We start from the raw sequence: 16580 nt of genomic DNA on the forward strand, positions 1-16580 counted from the left end.
ATAATGAACCGTGATAGATTTAATAGAGTATTTTTATAAAACGTAAATAACCCTTTTTATTACTGCTGTCCTTTGTTATGTGCATCTATTTCTTTCATTCAAATGTAAACCATGAATTTCCAACATGAAAGGAATTTTTTGTATTGATCTTTGTAGGCATTTGCCTATGAGATAAATTATTTAGAATAAAAGGAGTGGTTTGTTTGTCGTTAACCGTTCGTGAGTTACTGGAAGACAAGGGTCTTAAGATGCAAGAGGATCATCTGAGGATTTTAAAAGACCGTTGGGAAGGGCTACAGGTACTCAAAGGTGATCTGGACACGATTCAGGTGGATGATGCTGATATTGGCTTACGAAATATTCCTGGAGGTGATCATATTGAGTAAAGAATTAATTTTAAAAACAGTAGACGAACTGGCACGTCTTATTGAAGGGAAATCGATATCACCAGTGGAGTTAACGACAGAAGTTTTAGATCACGCAGAAGAAATGAACGAACAAATCAATGCCTACATTCAAATTGCGAGGGAGGAAGCGGAAATATTCGCCAAACGGGCCGAAGAGGAAATTTTAAATGGAAATTACCGGGGAATGTATCACGGCATTCCGATAGGGATCAAAGATAATATCTATTTTAAAGATCAAGTCAGCACCATGGGATCGAAAATTCATCAAGATTACGTCTCTGATTACGATGCAACGGTCGTCGAAAAATTGCGGGATGCTGGAGCTGTTTTAACGGGAAAATTAAATATGCATGAATATGCCTGGGGAATTACAAATGATAACCCACATTACGGAGCGTGCAGGAACCCGTGGGATCCTGAAAAAATTCCCGGAGGATCCAGCGGCGGATCAGGTGCAGCGGTCGCAGCTGATATGAGTGTTGCGTCGCTTGGGACAGATACAGCAGGATCGATACGGATACCTTCATCTGCCTGTGGAATTGTCGGTTTAAAACCTACACACGGAAGGGTCAGCAAGTATGGATGTTTCCCGCTTGCATGGTCACTGGATCATATTGGACCCATGACAAAATCGGTTAAAGATGCAGCCGGATTGCTGGAGGTTATTTGCGGATATGATTCAAATGATCCAACATCCCTCCATGTACCCAACGAAAATTTCACCGATTTTAACGGAGATGTGAAGGACTTAGTGATTGGTGTTAATGAAGAATATTTCTTTCATCAAGTAGATTCAGAGGTTGAAAAACTTGTTCGCGCAAATATTCAAAACCTCGTTGATCAAGGAGCGAAGGTCGAAGAGGTAAAAATTCCTGCCCTCCAATATGCGGAATGGGCGGAACTCGTTACGTCCCTATCAGAGGCGTCAACGATCCATCATCGAAATTTATTAAAACGGCCGGACGACTTTGGAAGTGACATCCGACTCTTGTTCGAACTCGGGGAACTCCCATCAGCCGTTGATTATTTACAAGCTCAGCAAGTAAGGCGGCAGTTAAAAAAGGACTTTGCCGAAGCGTTCGAAAAAGTGGACGTGCTTATTTCCCCAACACTGCCAGTCATTCCGTCAAAAATAGGAGAGGATTTTGCTAATTTAAATGGGGAAAAAGTAGATTTAATTGATCATATGATCCGTTTTACTGGACCAGGCAACTTGACGGGATTACCCGCACTTTCCATACCATGTGGAACAAAAGGTAATATGCCAGTAGGCCTGCAAATTATGGGACCTGCACTCAAAGAGAAACGCATTCTGAACGCAGGATATGCACTGGAGCAAACCAACCCACTACAAGGACGAAGGCCAAGTTTAGTCGTTTCATAACGATCAGTTTAGCACTTCTAGTAAACATGAGCTCATTTACTAGAAGTGCTTTTTTGTGTGGAATGGTAACAAGGAAGGAGTGCTCGAGCAATCATGAAGGAACGCGCGCAATAAGCGTGCCGACTTGAGCAATATGGAAGGAGATTCATGCATTAAGAAACCGAACACGAGCAATAAACGAGGGGAGTCGCGCAGCAAAAATTTTGCCGCCAACTTACCCTACATAAGCATTTCTCAACCAAAAAATACCAGTCCACATCAAACTACCGAAACCAGCCTTTTCGTTTAAACCAAAGAATCATCAGTACCGATAATGTGAACATCACAGCCATCACAATAAAATAACCGTAATGCCACTCAAGCTCGGGCATATTTACAAAGTTCATCCCATAAATCCCGGCGATAAAAGTGAGCGGTGCGAAGATAGAAGTAATCACAGTCAGAATCTGGATCACCTTATTTTGTTGATAGGAGTTATACGAAATGAAATTATCCCTAATATCATTAGTAATCTCCCGGTTGGAGTTGACCATTTCTGATAGTTTTAAAAGATGGTCATATAAATCAGCGAAATATTCACGATGCTCAATTAAATTTTTTAAATGCCGTGAATTCAAAATCCGATAAAATAGATCACGAATCGGATTGATTGTATGACGTAATTCAAGCAGTTTATGCCTTAACGCAAACAGAGTATCAAGCTGTATATTCATGGAAAGGTTATTTGGATTATCTTCTACATCATTGATTTGGTCTTCGAGCTGATAAACGATCGGGAAGTAATTATCCACAACATTATCCATGATTTCATAAAATACCTTAAATTCATCCCACATATGAATTTCATTTGCCTCAGGTAAATTATTCCATACTCGGCTAACTTCAGACAGCGTTTCGTGGTGAAAGGTGACAATAAAATGATTACCGATAAAAAAATCAATTTCATGCTGGTTAAATGCCTCTGGTCCAATTGTATGTGTAGCAATAAAGGCATAATGATCATAATAATCAAGTTTAGGGCGCTGCATGCTGTGTATACAATCTTCAACCGCAAGTGGGTGAAAATGAAGTTTAGTCTGTAGTTCTTTTACTTCTTCCATGCTTGGGTGCTGAAAGTCAATCCACCACCATTTGTAAAGACTGAAATCAACATTATCCATTGTTAAATCAGTAATTTTTTCATTTTCATGCGTAATTGCCAGGACTCGAATCATAGCTATATACTCCTTATACCAGTCATTCCTGTATCATCTTTATTGATGCTCTCTCTGCTTTCATTTTTTTATCCGGATTTTTGGCGGCTTGCAGTAATACAACGCCGGTAAGAATGAATGTTTTTTTATTAGAATTTTAAACGAATTCGAATATCGTTGTCAATTTTCATACTCCGGGTGAATAACTCTCCATCTCGGTTGATAAATATTACCATGCGGTTTGATATTTCTTTCATTCGTTTGAAAGTGTAACTCCTCCAATTGATCATTCTACTCACCGGTTAAAATTAAGCCGTTCCGGTCGATTCCCTCCTTTAAATCAGGACCGTTCACCTGCCTAAAACAAATACTGTAGCCTAACCATGCTAACGCTTTTTAGGAAGTTGTTTTATTTGTATGATAGACTATGCTATAGTGAGTGATAATCTAACATTAACAATATTGCACGAAGGAGGTTAGGAGAATTTTTTCCAAAAAAAAGATGGAACAATATCAGAAAAAGACCCCGCTGCTTCAGAAGATCATGGAATTACAACCGGTTTTTTGGCTAAATCCCAGACAAAATGAAAAGGAACACGACACAACTTCTTTAAATAGAAAAGATATCGAGGAAGCGGCATCCTTATGGGAAAGATTTGCGCCATTTATAAAAAAAGAATTTCCCGAAACCATTGAGACAAATGGCATCATTGAATCTCCACTTAAACTTATCCATTCAATGAAAAGTTCATTTTCCAAGCCAGTAGAAGGAGATTTATACTTAAAATGTGATAACGAGTTACCGATCGCTGGATCTATTAAAGCGAGAGGTGGTTTTTATGAAGTGCTGCATCATGCGGAACAACTAGCAAAAGATGCTGGGATTTTATCAGAAGGAGCAAACTACGAAATTTTTTCCACTCCTAAATTTAAATCATTTTTCAAGCAATATTCGATTGGAGTTGGATCTACTGGAAATCTGGGGTTAAGCATCGGAATCATGAGCGCGAAGCTAGGCTTCAATGTATTCGTCTACATGTCACAAGATGCAAAACAATGGAAAAAAGATTTACTTCGCAATAAGGGTGCAACTGTATATGAATTTGAAGGCGATTTTAGTAAGGCTATTACGGAGGGAAGAAGGAAAACGCACGCAGATCCAAATGGCTATTTTGTTGACGATGAAGATTCACAGCATCTATTTTTAGGATACAGCACGGCTGCTCTTCGTTTGAAAAAACAATTGGAAAAGAAAAATATCAATGTGGATAAGGAACATCCTTTGTTTATGTATTTGCCATGCGGAGTTGGCGGATCGCCGGGAGGCATTACGTTCGGCATGAAGCAACTATTCGGCGACCATGTCCATTGTTTTTTTGTGGAGCCAGTACACGCACCGTCTGTGTTGATCGGTTTGCTGACGGGTGAAAAAGAGAAAGTGTGTGTGCAGGATTTTGGAATTGATAATAAAACGGAAGCGGATGGATTAGCAGTCGGGCGCCCGTCAAAATTTGCGACAACGATCAGTGGCCAGCTAGTCAGTGGAATTTATACCATAGAAGATGATGAATTATATCAATTACTCACATTACTTACAGATCGTGAAAATATTTACTTGGAACCTTCCGCAACAGCCGGACTCGCGGGGCCAGTTAGGATTTTAGAAACAAATTATATCCATCAACATCATATTAACCCGAGTAACATCATTCATATCGCTTGGGCGACAGGCGGAGGACTTGTTCCAAGAAAAGATCGCAAGGATTTTTATAATAAAGGGAAGTCCTAGAAAGTCAATCGTCAAGCATCAACATAAAAATATTCATACCAGTAAGATCTTCAATATTTTCCTTTAATTTCGCTTTAAATTCTGTAAATAGAGCTGTATTCGCATAGGACACTAATTCCGGATAGTTATCGCGCATGATCTTCAATGCTTCTACCCGTTTGTGCACTGCGAATATCATCAAGCTATTTTCCGAAATCTCTATTTTCTGCTGACTAATCCCAGTATCATAGATTTCCTGATTGATTTGGTTGTAAATCCGAATAACTTCACGCTTATCAATAGCGTTTTTTTGTTTTGATGTTCTCAGCATATATGTTCTTCCCTTGTAGAACAGCTTCTATACGTTCATTATATAGGAAAATAAAAGCGGTTTCATTAAGGGAGATAGGATCAAATTTTGCGATTGTTCATGCCTTCTGTCAAGGTGCGCGCCGATATTTCTTTATTACAAATCAAGTTCTTTTCGTTATCCAAGATGTTGTGTTAAAATGTACTATCACATGTTGGCTAATGAACAAGTAAAGCTTGCAAGAAGGAAGGTTATCTATGGTTAGAGAGAAATCAACAACACATACAGGGGAAGAAAGAAGTAAGGTATCGCTCATTGTTGTCCTGATTGTATTGCTTTCAGGTGCCTTTGTTGCTATTTTGAATCAAACATTATTAGGTACTGCTCTCCCGCATATTATGAGGGACCTTGACTTAAATGCCAGTACAGCGCAATGGCTGCAATCCATTTTCATGCTCGTGAACGGGATTATGATACCAGTCACAGCTTTTTTAATTGCGAGCTTTACGACAAGAGGCTTATTTCTTTCAGCCATGGGCTCTTTTGCTATCGGTACAGCAATTTGTGCGGTTGCACCGAATTTCACCATTCTAATGATAGGTAGAATTTTACAAGCTGCTGGGGCTGGTATTATTATGCCGCTAATGCAGACGATTTTATTTCTTGTTTTCCCAATCAACAAGCGAGGAACAGCGATGGGAATGTTCGGTCTCGTGATCGCATTTGCTCCGGCAATTGGCCCAACTTTATCCGGTTGGATTGTCGAGCAATTTCCGTGGGAAAGTCTCTTTTACATGATTTTGCCGATCATTATTGTCGATATTATTATTGCTTATTTTATTTTGAAAAATGTTACTGAACAAACATATCCGAAGCTCGATGTTTTATCAATCATTCTATCTTCCTTTGGATTTGGCGGCTTGTTATACGGATTCAGTACTGCTGGAAGCAGTGGCTGGGTTAGTGAACAGGTATTTATTTCGATGAGCATCGGTGCCATTGCCCTTATTTGGTTTATACGAAGACAATTGAAACTAAAGGAGCCAATCCTTGAATTTAGGATATTTAAATATAAAATGTTTACCTTAACTACAGCATTAGGTATGGTAGTATTTATTGCAATGATTGGAGCTGCAGTTGTTTTACCACTTCTTATGCAAAATATGCTTGGCTTTACTGCATTTGAATCCGGGTTGGCCTTATTGCCGGGAGCAGCAATTATGGGACTCATGAACCCGGTTACCGGCAGATTATTTGATTTATATGGAGCAAAATGGCTTTCCATTATAGGTCTTTTGATTTTGGTTATTACGACATTTATGTTCGCTGATCTTTCTGAGCAGACAAGTTTCGCCTATATAGCGACATTAAATGCATTTCGAATGCTTTCCGTTGCTATGGTAATGATGCCTGTAACTACGGCTGGACTCAATCAGTTGCCGCCGGATTTAATTCCGCACGGCACTGCAATGAATAATACGATGCGTCAAGTAGCAGGTGCAGTTGGAACAGCCTTGCTTGTAACTGTCATGACGACAGGTGCCATTCCGGACAAAGGGGTTGAAGGAATGATACATGGTGTAAACGTGTCCTTTATTGTTGCTGGCATCATCTCCCTTGTTGGTCTTGGTATATCATTCTTCATTAAAAATCCAGAACAATCTAATGTGATGCGTATAGATAATGGATAAGACGAATGAAAAAGCTGTTAACTTTTACCTGTTAACAGCTTTTTTTAAAAGAATTCAAGCTAAGAAAGAAATGATAAAGAGGAAGGAAATTCTTGTGATATTAATTCTGTTAAATATGGAGAATGAAAGAAGGTGTTATCATGAATAAAGAACCGGAAATGCTGCAGTTGGAACTGGAAGGCATTATGCATGCTTCGAATGATAATATTGTCATGACGGATGGAGAGGGAAAAGTCATTAGGGTTAGTTCCAATTGCACTAGTATATACGGAAAAGAAGAAGATGAATTAGTTGGAAAAACGGTTTTCGAACTGGAAAAAGATCGCACTTTTTCTCCGTCTGTAACAGCGGTCGTTTTAAATGAGAAAAAAGAAGTGCAGGTTATGCAGCGCACACCTACTGGGAAAGTTGTTATGGCTACTGGTATACCACTGTTTAACAAGAAACGGGATATCGTTCGTATCATCAGCTTTTCCCATGATTTAACAGAAATTCAACTTTTAAAAGAAGACTATGAAGAACTCAGGGCAAAAATGATACGCTATGAATCTGAAATAGAAGAATTAAGGGAACAGGAAAAAAGAACAAATGTCATCATTAAAAGTAAAACGATGATTCAGATCCGTGAACTGGTGGAACGCGTTGCTAAATCAGATGCAAACGTTGTCTTGCTTGGGGAATCAGGCGTCGGGAAAAATGTATTTGCCAAGGCGCTTCATGAGGAAAGTGAACGTAATCAGAAAAAAGTGATTGAGGTCAATTGTGGCGCAATACCCGAACCACTTTTTGAATCGGAATTATTTGGCTATGAGCCGGGTTCCTTTACTGGTGCAAGCAAAAGCGGGAAAAAAGGGATGATTGAACTTGCTGATCAAGGGACATTGTTTTTAGATGAAATAGCTGAACTTCCTTTATCCATTCAAGTGAAACTATTAAAAGTGTTGCAGGAAAAAAAAGTAACCCCAATCGGTGGATCAGAAGCAAAACAAGTTGATTTTCGACTTATTACTGCAACAAATCAAGATTTAGAAGTATTGGTGAAACAGGGGAAATTCAGAGAGGATTTATTCTATCGATTGAATGTTATCCCGATTACCATTCCTCCACTGCGGGAAAGAAAAGATGATATTTACAAACTTGCTCAGCATTATTTAACGATTTTTAATGAAAAATATCATACAAATAAATTTTTTCATTCGAAAGCAATGAATGCTATGCAACAATATGATTGGCCGGGAAATGTCCGCGAATTGGAAAATTTAATTGAGCGTTTAGTAGTGACAACCGATACAAATATGATCTTTGCATCTAATCTCCCGTTTGTGAATCAAATGGATGCATCGGAATTGCCAAAACAAGAATGGCAGCTTGAATCATTTGAAGAACAGGGTTTGACATTACAAGAAGTTTTAGAGGCAGTCGAAAGAAATTGGTTAATACGTGCTTCGAAGCAATATAAAACAACGTATGAAATGGCTGAATATCTTGGTTTAAGCCAGTCAACCGTTGTACGCCGCTTAAAAAAATACAATATTAATTCAAAATGAATCATTAATTCATAATTGAATTGAAAAGAACTAAATCATTCAATTGTGAATTAATTTTTATTTAAAAACATAATCACAACATTGAAATAAAGTTGGCATGAAAGTTGCATGAATATCCATGAACAAGTTTTAGAGGAGGATATTTATGTACCAACCAAAAGATTCATCAAAATCACCGCGTTTTACAGGGCCGCGCACATTTATGAGGCTTGAAAATATTGCAACAACAAATGATGTAGACTTTGTTGTAATGGGAGTACCGTTTGATACGGCTGCATCCAATCGAACAGGACAACGATATGGTCCGCAACATATAAGAGATTTCTCTGTATTGCTTCGTCCATATAATCCAGATCAGGAAATAAATATTTTCGATTATTGCTCAGGTGTGGATTATGGTGATGTGGATGTTATACCAGGAAATATTCACAGAACCTATGATCATATCGTACGTGCACTTGAACCAGTACTCGATAAGGAGATTATCCCAGTTATGATGGGAGGAGACCATTCCATTACACTCGGACATTTGCGTGCATTTGCAAAGAAGTTCGGGAAGATTGCACTTGTCCATTTTGATTCTCATGGAGATACATGGGAAGACTATTTTGGCGAAAAATATATGCACGGCACTCCGTTTCGCCGAGCTGTTGAAGAAGGATTGATTGATACGAATCATTCGATTCAAGTCGGAATGCGTGGACCATTATATGGACCGGAGGATATTGAAGACGCAAGAGATTTAGGTTTTGAAGTGATTCCAATGAAGGAAGTCAGAAAAATTGGCTTTGATAAAGTAATGGAGAGAATTCATGCACGTGTGAAAGATAAACCTGTCTTTGTTACGTATGATATTGACTTTCTTGATCCAGCCTATGCTCCGGGCACAGGTACACCAGAAGTAGGTGGTCCAACAAGTTATGAGGGCCTTGAATATGTCAGAGGACTTGATGGACTTGATATTAAAGGATTTGACCTGGTTGAAGTGTTACCAACTTATGATAGCGGCGAAATTACTGCCGTAGCAGCGTCATCCGTAATTTTTGAAATGATTAGTCTCATTGCAATGAAAAAAAGAGCGGAGCAGGAGAGGAAATAGACAATAGAAATGATGAGGTGAGGAACTTCAGAAATGCTGAAGTTCCTTTTCACAAAAGAAAGCGATATCAAAGGAAAGGTGGGTAATATATGACTTCCCTCGACATGATGATTATCATTATTTATTTTGCTGTACTAGTCATAGTCGGTATTATTGGAACGATAAAAGCAAAAACATCGGAGGTTTACATCCTAGCAGGTCGCAATCTTGGTGTCTTTATGTTGTTTGGTTGTTTAACAGCCGTTTTTTTAGGCGGTTCATCGACGATTGGTTCAGCTCAGCTTGGATATGAAACGGGATTTTCTGGTGTTTGGTTTGTATTTTCGATGGGTCTTGGAATAACTCTATTTGGGCTGTTACTATTAAAGCGTGTAACCGGTTATAGACTGATGACGATTAGTGAGTTACTTGGTAAACTCTTTAATGTTGAGTCAAAGTTAATCGGGGCTGTAGTTGCTGCGATTTATGCATTAATGGTAAGTGTTACACAAGTAATCGCCATCGGTGCATTATTAAGTGCTATTTTTGATTGGAATTTAATTTTTGCCATGTTAATTGGCGGAGGGATCGTTTTTTTCTATACCATTTTAGGTGGCATGTGGTCTGTTTCCATGACAGACATTATTCAATTTGTCATCATGACAGCTGGAATTTTTTTGATCATGCTTCCGATCAGCTTATCAAAAGCAGGTGGATTTAGTGAATTGACTGCACAACTCCCCAGCTCATATTTTAGCTTTTCCGCTATTGGCTTCAGGGAAATTATGCAATACCTCTTGACATTTACGCTTGGAATGATGGTCGGACAGGATATTTGGCAGCGTTATTTTACTGCTAAAAATTTAAAAACTGCACGAACAGGTGGCGTGCTTGTCGGAATCTATAGTTTCCTGTACTCTATGGCGATGGTTATCATCGGTATGTGTGCCCTGATCATTCTGCCCAATATTGAAAACACACAAAATGTATTTACAAGTATGGCGTTTGAAACATTACCAACAGGTCTTCTTGGTGTTGTATTTGCAGCCGTAGCAGCGGCTATCATGTCTACAGCTTCAGGAACGTTGCTCGCATCATCTACTTTGATTGCTAAGGATATTTTAAAAGACCATTATTTTAAAAATATTACAGACAAACAATTCCTGCTTCTTTCGCGAATTACCACCTTTGTTATTGGTATCATAGCAATTGTTATCGCTCTGTGGATTCAAGAACTTCTAGTTGCTATTGACGTGGCTTATGCTTTATTAGCAGGATCTGTGTTTATCCCCATTGTGTTCGGTTTATTTTGGAAAAGAGCCACTTCAAAAGCAGCTTTCTATGCGATGATCATTAGTGCGGTTGTTATACTGGGCGGGCTAGCAATGGAAGGTCTTTCTTCCAGTAATCCAATTTTATATGGAATTGTCACAAACATTATCGTTATGGTCGCAGTGTCTTTAACCGACAGCCAAAATAAAGATAAAGTGACGGATGCAAAAGAAGCAAACGGTTAAGTTGAAGGATCCATCCTAAGTGCATCTTAGGGTGAATCCTTTTTTATATATAGACAAATCACGCGTTCAATTGTATATTAATTACAGTTAAATGAAATACAGAGATTGTTTATTAGTGCTTAAAGATATACATATTACCGGAGGTGGATGGATCATGCTTATGGTAACAACCAATGAAATACCCGGCAGAGAGATAACCCTTGTAAAAGGATTGGTTCAAGGCAGTACGGTACAGTCCAAACATGTTGGACGGGATATTGGTGCAGGCTTAAAAACACTTGTCGGTGGGGAAATTCAAGGGTACTCTGATTTGATGAAAGAGGCAAGGGACATTGCAGTGAATCGACTGATCAAGGAAGCAGAGGAACTTGATGCAAACGCAATTGTCGGTATGCGTTTTCAAACGTCGCAAGTAATGAATTCCGCTGCGGAGGTTATCGCCTATGGTACAGCGGTAGTCGTGGATTAGAAATTTTTTAGGAGCTGTTAGCTTTCATGTTGTTACTCGGCATGAGAGTTAACAGCTTTTTTGGCTGAAAAACTGTATTTGTTTAGCGTCTAAATGTGTTATTATCGACAGGAATATACTTTCACCCTAAGGTAAGGGTGCGATTAACACGCGTAAGCAGATGTTTGAAGCATAGAAACCAAAGCTGAGATTTTTATTGCGTTATACGGCTAATTGCAGAATTGAGGATTGTCGCATGATTCCATATTTATTATTAATCGTTTTCTTTTCAAATTTGATTATTGGAATATTTCTAGGGATTTCCGGGATTTCAGGATTTCTCCTCCCGATGATTTACGTAGGTTTTTTGGATATGCCAGTGAAAGACTCACTCGCACTTAGTTTTTTGGCGTTTGCTGTTTCAGGTGTCATTGCAGCTCTTTCCTATTTAAAATCGAAAAATATGGACCTTCGTCTTGCTCTCTATTTAAGCATCGGAAGTATACCTGGCGCTTTTCTCGGAGTACAAATAAACGTATTGATTTCTGACACCCTGGCTAAACTGTTCCTTTATTTATTTGTATTAGTTGCGGGTTTATCTTTGTTTAAGCAAAATAAAGAACGTATCGACATAGATAGCAGATCGATGAAAATCTTAAATAGCAATGCGGTGCTTATGATTATTGGACTCTTAACCGCATCGATCAGCTCCCTGACAGGGGCAGGAGGACCAATTTTGTTAGTGCCGCTCCTTGCAAGCTTAGGGATAAATATTCGTATAGCTGTAGGTGTTAGTCTGCTAAATTCGGTTATTATCGCAATTCCGGCTATCTTTGGCTATTTTGCTTATGCAACTATGGATAATATATGGACTCTCATTGCTAGCAGTCTAATAGGTATCACGGCAGGGATTCTTACTGGTGCTTATTATGCAACCAAAGTTCCTACCCAGTACCTTCGCCTTTTTATTGGAATTATCACGATTATTACGGCTGTTTATATGCTTATTTCTTTATTTATTACATGATGAAGAATACATTTTCTAAACGGACAACAGGGAGACAAAAAATAATCAACCGGAAAGCCGAGCGTTTCAACCGGAGAGACAAAATATCAACCGAAGGAGTTCCGGTATCAACCGGAGCGCGGACATATCGACCAAAGGGTCCACAGTATCAACCGGAGCAACTCGCGTATCAACCAGCAAGAAAAATATCGGCGTTGATCCTCTTAATGTCAACCGATCACAGATACAAAAGCACTTCCTATTACGAGAAAATGCTTATTCTTTGTCCATGCCTGACTCTTTTACACCCTGTACAACGCTGCTGTATAAAACAGGGATAATTGCTCAACAATGGGTTCGAGCTCAAGCCCCTTATCCTCTACAAATTTCCACATAAACATTTCATTCATGTAATACCAGCTTTGCGCAGTGATTCTCGGATCAAATTTACTACTGACCAGCTTTTTTTGCTGGGAATAGTTGATATCTGAAGTAATACTTTCGATGAATTCATTACGGATCTCAAGCCATCTTGATTCGATAATCTCACTTGAACCAATCGCTTCTTTCACAACTTGCATGGTTGCTCGTTCTTCAATTGCTACAGTCATGTATGCTCTCACTTGATCTCTTATTTGCTGACAGGCTTCGTCGATCGAAGTAGGCTGAAATACTTGCTTGGCTACTTTAAAAAATTGTCCCATTACTTCTTCCATTACGGTATTAAACATATCATCCTTATTTTTAAAATAAACATAGGCAGTTCCGTATCCGACTCCTGCATCTTTAATAATTTGGGAAATCGTTGTTTTATCAAAACCGTTTTGCAAAAAAATATGATGGGCAGATTGAATTAATTTTCTTTTTGTTTCTAGTGCCTGTTTATCACGATTCGTTAATTTTTCCCCCATTTTACTAACCTCCGATCTTATTGATACAATGTCATTGACATTATGTCATGAATTAAATATAATATGACTATACTATAAATTATACGATTAATTCAAGTTATCTGAAAATATAGAAATACAAGGAGTGGTATCATTGACAGAAAAATTTACGAGAGAATATGCGCGCAGCTTGGATGCGAAAGATGAATTACGTAAATATCGAGATGAATTTTATCTCAATAATGATGGCGTTTACATGGATGGAAATTCCTTAGGCCTCATGAGTAAAAGAGCAGAACAATCTGCTTTTGATTTATTAAACTCATGGAAGAAATACGGGATAGATGGATGGACAGAAGGGGAGCATCCTTGGTATTTCCTATCCGAGTCCCTTGGGGAAAAGATGTCCGAACTTGTTGGAGCGAAAAAAGATGAAGTGATTGTTACAGGCTCTACAACTGTAAATTTGCACCATCTTGTTTCTACATTTTATCAACCAGAAGGAAAACGGACCAAAATACTTGCTGACTCCTTAACATTTCCGACTGATATTTATGCATTAAAAGCGCAATTAAAATTAAAAGGGTATGATGACTCCCATCTCGTGCAGGTACAAAGTGAAGATGGACAGTTTTTAAAAGAAGAGGATATTATCGAAGCAATGACGGATGAGATTGCATTAATCGTCCTTCCAAGTGTCCTCTATCGAAGCGGTCAGATTTTAGATATGAAGCGTCTTACAGAAGCAGCACATGAGCGAAATATTAAAATTGGATTTGACCTTTGTCATTCTGTTGGCTCTATTCCGCATGAATTACATGAATGGGATGTTGACTTTGCTTTTTGGTGTACGTATAAGCATTTAAACGGAGGACCAGGTAGTGTTGCAGCCCTCTATTTAAATGAAAAATTTTTTGGTGTTTCACCAGGTCTTGCAGGGTGGTTCAGTTCAGACAAAGAAAAGCAATTTGATATGGATCATACATTAACCCCCGCTCAAACGGCCGGAGCTTTCCAAATTGGAACACCGCATGTATTAAGTGTAGCACCATTAATTGGCGCACTTGAACTATTTCATGAAGCGGGAATTGAAAATGTACGGAAGAAATCACTTCAGTTAACAGACTATATGATGGAATTGATTGAACATGAATTAAAAGATGATGGTATCGTCATTTGCAATCCAAAAAATCATGAACAGCGCGGTGGCCATGTATATGTAGAACATCCGGAGGCGGCACGTATTTGCAAGGCACTTAAAATGCAAAAAGTAATTCCTGATTTTAGAACTCCAAGCGGTATTCGTCTTGCGCCAGTAGCTTTATATAATTCATTTGAAGATGTGTATGATTGTGTGCAAATCTTAAAAACGATAATGGAAGAAAAGCGATATAATCAATTCGAAAATGAAAGGAATATTGTTTCCTAATGGCAGAATGGATTGATATTTCTCAACCGTTGAATAATCAATTAGCACACTGGCCTGGTGATCAATCTTTTCATTATCATACACCGTTGACAAAGGATATGACAGGGTCTGTAAATATAGGAAGAATCACGACTAGTACACATGTTGGTACACATGTGGACGCTCCCTTCCATTTTTTAGAAAATGGAAAGCGCATTCTAGATTTAGAAATTGACCGCTATATTGGTCCATGCACATTGATCGATCTCAGTGCCTTTGATGAAATCAACCAACGTGCTTTGGAATCTAAAAATATAGATGCAGCTGAACGGTTGTTAATTCGCACGTCTTTACCGAATCGTCCAGAAAGATTTCCAAAAGACGTATCACCCATCACACCAGATGGTGCTGCGTATATGAAATCCTTAGGTGTGCAGCTTGTCGGTGTAGACACACCATCAATGGATCCAATTACAAGTAAAGAACTCGCAGGCCATCATGCGCTTTATCAGCATGACATTTACATTCTTGAGAATGTGATGCTGGATCATGTGGCAGAAGGTGATTATGAACTTATTGCACTTCCATTGCCGCTTGAAGAAGCGGATGGGAGTCTTGTCAGGGCAGTAATTAAACCGATAAAGGGGAGTTAAAAATGGAGCATATTAATAAACATCAAGCTTTTAAAGATGAAAAAAGTATTCATACGGATTTTAAAGAAAAAATGACATATAGTGATTATTTAGGGCTGGATACATTACTTTCCAGCCAGCACCCGTTAAGCGATCATCATGATGAAATGTTATTTATTACAATTCATCATGTCAGTGAAATTTGGATGAAATTGATTTTACATGAAATAAACTCTGCTATTTCAGATATCCAGTCAGACAATTTATCAACATCTTTTAAAAAACTCGCCCGCGTATCACAAATACAAGAACAGCTTAAAAATGTCTGGAATGTCCTTGCAACGTTAACACCAAGTGAATATATCGAATTTCGTGATAAGCTTGGGAATGCATCTGGGTTTCAATCTTATCAAAACCGCTTAATTGAGTTTGCATTAGGCTATAAAACAGAATATGTCCTGAAAATATATGAAAAAAATCCTGAACTTCATCAAATGCTCAAGGAGGCACATAAAGCACCAAGTCTTTATGACGTATCGATTCAAGCGCTTGCCAGAGCAGGTCTTCCTATTGATGAGGAAGTATTAAATCGTGATGTAAGTATCGCGCACAAGCCGAACGAAAGTGTTAAGAAAGCATGGATGACGGTTTATAAAAATGTGGATCAATACTGGGAGTTATATGAGCTTGCTGAGGAACTTGTTGATATTGAAGATTTATTTCAGCAATGGCGCTTTAGACATATGAAGACAGTAGAACGTATTATCGGATTTAAAATTGGTACAGGAGGATCAGGTGGAGTAAGTTATTTGAAAAAAGTGCTCGACCAATACTTTTTCCCTGAACTATGGGAATTAAGAACGGAACTTTAAATCTGTTACAAAAAGGGGAGAAAACAGATGAAAGATTCAAGAGAGCAATGGTCATCAAAGATTGGATTTATCCTATCGTCTGCCGGGGCCGCCATTGGCCTTGGCGCGATATGGAAGTTTCCATATGTAACAGGAATGAATGGTGGGGGAGCATTCTTTCTTATTTTTGTACTATTCACTATCTTTATCGGATTGCCGATGCTTATCTCGGAATTTATTATCGGAAGGGCAGCAAAAAAAGAAGCAGTTTCGGCCTATGATCATTTAGCGCCAGACTCGGCCTGGAGAATCATCGGACGTCTAGGTGTTGCTGGTTGTTTTCTATTATTATCTTTTTATAGTGTTGTTGGTGGATGGATTATCATCTACTCTGGGCTAAGTCTTACAGGAAACATAATTACGGATCACGCTGATTATGGACAGCTTTTT

At 38.6% G+C, this 16580-nt stretch carries 15 protein-coding genes and 1 pseudogene; 13 read left to right on the plus strand and 3 right to left on the minus strand.

What is annotated here, in order from left to right:
• Positions 1-203: 203 nt before the first annotated feature.
• Positions 204-386, plus strand: a complete 183-nt coding sequence (locus GZ63_RS0105895) for a hypothetical protein (protein ID WP_029267800.1) — start codon at positions 204-206, stop codon at positions 384-386.
• Positions 379-1791 carry an amidase gene (locus tag GZ63_RS0105900; protein ID WP_029267802.1) on the plus strand — a complete coding sequence of 471 codons (1413 nt, stop codon included), beginning with the start codon at positions 379-381 and terminating at the stop codon, positions 1789-1791. The genes GZ63_RS0105895 and GZ63_RS0105900 overlap by 8 nt, the downstream gene beginning before the upstream one ends.
• Before the next feature lie 263 nt (positions 1792-2054).
• Here GZ63_RS0105900 and corA read toward each other — a convergent pair whose 3' ends face one another.
• Positions 2055-3005, minus strand: coding sequence for a magnesium/cobalt transporter CorA (gene corA, locus GZ63_RS0105905; RefSeq protein WP_029267804.1), 951 nt, complete (start codon positions 3003-3005; stop codon positions 2055-2057).
• Between the two features lie 481 nt (positions 3006-3486).
• Here corA and GZ63_RS0105910 point away from each other — a divergent pair, with 481 nt between their 5' ends.
• Positions 3487-4773, plus strand: a complete 1287-nt coding sequence (locus tag GZ63_RS0105910; protein WP_029267806.1) for a D-serine ammonia-lyase — start codon at positions 3487-3489, stop codon at positions 4771-4773.
• A gap of 4 nt (positions 4774-4777) precedes the next feature.
• On the opposite strand, the gene GZ63_RS0105915 is transcribed toward GZ63_RS0105910, so the two are convergent.
• Positions 4778-5083: a Na-translocating system protein MpsC family protein gene (locus tag GZ63_RS0105915; protein WP_029267807.1), complete on the minus strand. Its 306-nt coding sequence runs from the start codon at positions 5081-5083 to the stop codon at positions 4778-4780.
• 236 nt (positions 5084-5319) lie between these two features.
• On the opposite strand from GZ63_RS0105915, the gene GZ63_RS0105920 reads away from it, so the two are divergent.
• The 6 genes from GZ63_RS0105920 (at position 5320) to GZ63_RS0105950 (ending at position 12370) form a co-directional block, all read left to right on the plus strand.
• Positions 5320-6753, plus strand: a complete 1434-nt coding sequence (locus GZ63_RS0105920; protein WP_029267809.1) for an MDR family MFS transporter — start codon at positions 5320-5322, stop codon at positions 6751-6753.
• 140 nt (positions 6754-6893) lie between these two features.
• Positions 6894-8300, plus strand: a complete 1407-nt coding sequence (locus tag GZ63_RS0105930) for a sigma-54 interaction domain-containing protein (RefSeq protein WP_029267811.1) — start codon at positions 6894-6896, stop codon at positions 8298-8300.
• A 145-nt stretch (positions 8301-8445) separates the two neighbouring features.
• Positions 8446-9399 (plus strand): agmatinase, encoded by a 954-nt coding sequence (gene speB, locus GZ63_RS0105935; protein ID WP_029267813.1) that lies wholly within the window; start codon positions 8446-8448, stop codon positions 9397-9399.
• A gap of 89 nt (positions 9400-9488) precedes the next feature.
• Positions 9489-10895 carry a sodium:solute symporter gene (locus tag GZ63_RS0105940; RefSeq protein WP_029267815.1) on the plus strand — a complete coding sequence of 469 codons (1407 nt, stop codon included), beginning with the start codon at positions 9489-9491 and terminating at the stop codon, positions 10893-10895.
• 154 nt (positions 10896-11049) lie between these two features.
• Positions 11050-11364, plus strand: a complete 315-nt coding sequence (locus GZ63_RS0105945) for a YbjQ family protein (protein ID WP_029267817.1) — start codon at positions 11050-11052, stop codon at positions 11362-11364.
• A gap of 235 nt (positions 11365-11599) precedes the next feature.
• On the plus strand, positions 11600-12370 hold the full coding sequence (locus GZ63_RS0105950) for a sulfite exporter TauE/SafE family protein (RefSeq protein WP_029267819.1): 771 nt from the start codon (positions 11600-11602) through the stop codon (positions 12368-12370).
• A gap of 281 nt (positions 12371-12651) precedes the next feature.
• Here GZ63_RS0105950 and GZ63_RS0105955 read toward each other — a convergent pair whose 3' ends face one another.
• Entirely contained in the window at positions 12652-13260 is a 609-nt protein-coding gene (locus tag GZ63_RS0105955) for a TetR/AcrR family transcriptional regulator (RefSeq protein ID WP_029267821.1), read from the minus strand.
• A 133-nt stretch (positions 13261-13393) separates the two neighbouring features.
• Between GZ63_RS0105955 and kynU the strand changes: the two genes are divergently transcribed.
• From kynU to GZ63_RS0105975, 4 genes and pseudogenes are all read left to right on the plus strand, one after another.
• Entirely contained in the window at positions 13394-14668 is a 1275-nt protein-coding gene (kynU, locus tag GZ63_RS0105960) for a kynureninase (RefSeq protein WP_029267823.1), read from the plus strand.
• Positions 14668-15300 carry an arylformamidase gene (kynB, locus tag GZ63_RS0105965; protein ID WP_029267825.1) on the plus strand — a complete coding sequence of 211 codons (633 nt, stop codon included), beginning with the start codon at positions 14668-14670 and terminating at the stop codon, positions 15298-15300. The genes kynU and kynB overlap by 1 nt, the downstream gene beginning before the upstream one ends.
• Before the next feature lie 2 nt (positions 15301-15302).
• A complete protein-coding gene (gene kynA, locus GZ63_RS0105970) occupies positions 15303-16151 on the plus strand; it encodes a tryptophan 2,3-dioxygenase (protein WP_029267827.1) in 849 nt (282 codons plus the stop codon).
• A 27-nt stretch (positions 16152-16178) separates the two neighbouring features.
• Positions 16179-16580: pseudogene (locus GZ63_RS0105975) on the plus strand (sodium-dependent transporter); the annotation flags it as partial.

Origin of the sequence: Virgibacillus alimentarius, from assembly GCF_000709085.1 — a bacterium.
Classification (GTDB): Bacteria; Bacillota; Bacilli; order Bacillales; family Amphibacillaceae; genus Virgibacillus_B; species Virgibacillus_B alimentarius.

What these genes read in the sequence shown, in the direction of transcription:
- corA (WP_029267804.1), bottom strand. Translation starts at nt 3,005, where the DNA reads ATGATTCGAGTCCTGGCAATTACGCATGAAAATGAAAAAATTACTGAT.
- GZ63_RS0105910 (WP_029267806.1), top strand. Translation starts at nt 3,487, where the DNA reads ATGGAACAATATCAGAAAAAGACCCCGCTGCTTCAGAAGATCATGGAA.
- GZ63_RS0105915 (WP_029267807.1), bottom strand. Translation starts at nt 5,083, where the DNA reads ATGCTGAGAACATCAAAACAAAAAAACGCTATTGATAAGCGTGAAGTT.
- GZ63_RS0105920 (WP_029267809.1), top strand. Translation starts at nt 5,320, where the DNA reads ATGGTTAGAGAGAAATCAACAACACATACAGGGGAAGAAAGAAGTAAG.
- GZ63_RS0105930 (WP_029267811.1), top strand. Translation starts at nt 6,894, where the DNA reads ATGAATAAAGAACCGGAAATGCTGCAGTTGGAACTGGAAGGCATTATG.
- speB (WP_029267813.1), top strand. Translation starts at nt 8,446, where the DNA reads ATGTACCAACCAAAAGATTCATCAAAATCACCGCGTTTTACAGGGCCG.
- GZ63_RS0105940 (WP_029267815.1), top strand. Translation starts at nt 9,489, where the DNA reads ATGACTTCCCTCGACATGATGATTATCATTATTTATTTTGCTGTACTA.
- GZ63_RS0105945 (WP_029267817.1), top strand. Translation starts at nt 11,050, where the DNA reads ATGCTTATGGTAACAACCAATGAAATACCCGGCAGAGAGATAACCCTT.
- GZ63_RS0105950 (WP_029267819.1), top strand. Translation starts at nt 11,600, where the DNA reads ATGATTCCATATTTATTATTAATCGTTTTCTTTTCAAATTTGATTATT.
- GZ63_RS0105955 (WP_029267821.1), bottom strand. Translation starts at nt 13,260, where the DNA reads ATGGGGGAAAAATTAACGAATCGTGATAAACAGGCACTAGAAACAAAA.
- kynB (WP_029267825.1), top strand. Translation starts at nt 14,668, where the DNA reads ATGGCAGAATGGATTGATATTTCTCAACCGTTGAATAATCAATTAGCA.
- kynA (WP_029267827.1), top strand. Translation starts at nt 15,303, where the DNA reads ATGGAGCATATTAATAAACATCAAGCTTTTAAAGATGAAAAAAGTATT.